This window comes from Clostridium sp. UBA5119 (genome assembly GCF_002414285.1).
GTDB classification, from domain to species: domain Bacteria; phylum Bacillota; class Clostridia; order Clostridiales; family Clostridiaceae; genus Clostridium_J; species Clostridium_J sulfidigenes.
Genome location: NZ_DHYX01000075.1, coordinates 1 through 2,700, shown reverse-complemented (window position 1 = coordinate 2,700; position 2,700 = coordinate 1). Strand labels below are relative to the sequence as shown.

Genomic DNA, 2,700 nt, shown 5'->3' with positions numbered 1-2,700 from the left:
TTAATTACTTAATTACTTAATCCCATTTTATTTTCTTATAGTATCCAAATCAACCATCACTCCATCTGCCAGTCTGGATTGTTCTGCTGCCATTGCACAATAATGACTTTCTACGGATTTATCTACTGATGTAATGGCATTAGTGGGTTCTCCATCATCTGCAATCATATCAATGAATTCCTCCACCATACGATTGTCCCCCCCTGCATGACCAGAAAAATCCGTTGATAGCTTAGATATATCGATTNNCAAATCTGCAACAATTTCTCCTTTTGTACCCATAATCTTCTGATAACGTGAACCTGTAGCAGTGAATGCACACATTGTCAATGAAATGGTGGCACCATCTGTCATATTTAGGTTTACAACCTGATGATCTACTACGTTATTATCACAGTAATATACACATCTTCCATAAGGTCCCCTTTGAATTGCTTCTGTAATACTTTTTACAGTGGGATGAAGAGCCAATACATCGACAGGCCACTTTGTATTTCCCTTTGCCACGCCAGTTTTTTCATTTGTTATATAAATCTTTTCTGCATCAAAGGGACAATTTGCTTTTGCTTTGCATCCATCCATACAACGTTTTGTTGCTCCTTCCGGCGCATTTTCTTTCTTGAATAAATAGGTGCTTCCAAAGGAAGACACAGACTTACAAGTTTTACCTGTGAGCCATAATAACAAGTCCATATCATGCCAACATTTCTGTAATATCATAGGGCTAGTAGTATTTGAGTTTCTCCAGTTTCCACGTACAAAACTGTGTGCTTGATGCCAGTATCCCACATTTTCAATTGCCATAACAGAAACTACTTCTCCAATTATACCGCTGTTAATTACTTCTTTTAATTTTGTATAGAATGGTGTATAACGCAACACATGACATACAACNNCATTTGCTACTTTTACAATTTCCCTACACTCATCAAGGTCTGGTGAAATTGGTTTTTCCAATAACAGGTGATAGCCTTTTCTAAGGGCCGGGATTGCTTGTCTTACATGTTCCTTATCCTGAGTAGTAATAAACATAACATCTGCCAGCTTATCCTGAGCAATTAGTTCTTCTGCACTGTAATAGCATGCCTTTTGTGGAATGTTATATTCCCTTGCCACATCTTCTACCTTTGCGGGATCAATGTCTGCAATAGCTACAATTTCAATTTTCTCTGGAAATAGTTTAGCGGTTAATGCATAGGTGTCTTTTCCTCTACTACCAAGTCCAGCTAATGCTACTTTTATTTTTTTACTCATTTTATATCCCCCATTTACTTCTATTTTTTATTCATATTTTTTTATTCATATTTTTAAAAGGTACTTCTATGTGCATAGAGAATACCTTTTCTATAATTTCTGCACTAATACATATATTATATATGTTTTTTTAAAACTTAGCTTTTACAATCATCCAGTTTAATTGTCATATCATCCAAAATATCTATAGAATAAAATTGTATTCTTTTGTTATATTTGCTAAAATAAATTGATAATAATGCATAAGCAAGGAGTTGTTTGTATGACTTATATCAGTACTAGATTAAAAAAAGAAATTGAAATCACTGAAATCGTAACTATTCACTATTTTGAGTACTTGAAAGATTTTGTTTTCCATGGTGAGTCTCATGATTTTTGGGAATTACTATATGTAGACAAAGGAACAGTTATGGTGCAAGCAGACTCTGAGCATTATCAGCTCCATGCTGGAGATATAATTTTTCATAGACCAAATGAATTTCATGCTTTGGAAGCAATAGGAACGAAAGCTCCTAATTTAGTTGCAATTTCATTTTTGTGTAGTTCTCCTTCAATGCATTTTTTTGATTCTAAAGTTACAACTCTGTCTTCTGTAGAAAAAACTATAATTGCACAAATCATTTCAGAAGCTCGCACTGCATTTTCAACGCCACTCCATATTCCGTCCATTGAACAAGTAAAACTCTCGTCCAGTGCACCTTTTGGCTCACAGCAATTAATTTTATTATATCTAGAACAATTTCTAATTCATATAAAGAGGCATCATTGTGATGATGAAAAAGTTAATAACTTACCTTCTTCTCAAAAACAGTGTTGTGATAGCTCTAATAAATCCTATGTATTTGAACAAATTTTGCATTATTTACAGCTACACATTTGCGAGCAAATTAGAATTTCAGATATTTGCAATGAATTTTCTATCAGTCATTCAACCTTACATTCACTCTTCCACAAAAATAAAAACTGTGGAGTAATTGATTATTTCATATATATGAAGATTGAGCGTGCAAAGGAAATTATTCGTGATGGTAGTATGAATATTACTGAAATCGCACATTTTCTTTCTTATAATTCTTTGCAGCATTTTTCTAAGCAATTTAAAAAGTCAACTGGAATGTCGCCGATGGAATATATCTCATCCGTAAAGGGAATTTCTCAGACTTATAAGTGGTAGCCATAATGTGGCTGCCATTCTTTATTTGTCAGTATATAAATACGACATATTGATGTCATATTCATGTGTTATAATATGATAGAGGTGAAGATATGCAAATCAACCGAATGTTTGAAATAATATACATACTTCTTGATAAAAAAACCGTTACAGCAAAAGAACTTGCAGAGAAATTTGAAGTTTCTAGTAGAACCATTTATCGTGATATTGAAACATTATCATCAGCAGGCATTCCTGTATATATGAGCAAAGGGAGAGGTGGCGGAATATCT

General features: G+C 33.6%; 3 protein-coding genes. 2 read left to right on the top strand and 1 reads right to left on the bottom strand.

Translation table 11 applies throughout. From position 1 onward, the window contains the following. Positions 1–27: 27 nt before the first annotated feature. Positions 28–1,254: a Gfo/Idh/MocA family oxidoreductase gene (locus tag B2671_RS11875; RefSeq protein WP_346870615.1), complete on the bottom strand. Its 1,227-nt coding sequence runs from the start codon at positions 1,252–1,254 to the stop codon at positions 28–30. A gap of 262 nt (positions 1,255–1,516) precedes the next feature. Here B2671_RS11875 and B2671_RS11870 point away from each other — a divergent pair, with 262 nt between their 5' ends. Both B2671_RS11870 and B2671_RS11865 read left to right on the top strand, forming a co-directional pair. Then, complete coding sequence (locus B2671_RS11870) at positions 1,517–2,428, top strand: AraC family transcriptional regulator (RefSeq protein WP_346870614.1); 912 nt, start codon at positions 1,517–1,519, stop codon at positions 2,426–2,428. 92 nt (positions 2,429–2,520) lie between these two features. After that, a partial coding sequence (locus tag B2671_RS11865) for a helix-turn-helix transcriptional regulator (protein WP_346870613.1) occupies positions 2,521–2,700 on the top strand: 180 nt, incomplete at its 3' end.

What these genes read in the sequence shown, in the direction of transcription:
- B2671_RS11870 (WP_346870614.1), top strand. Translation starts at nt 1,517, where the DNA reads ATGACTTATATCAGTACTAGATTAAAAAAAGAAATTGAAATCACTGAA.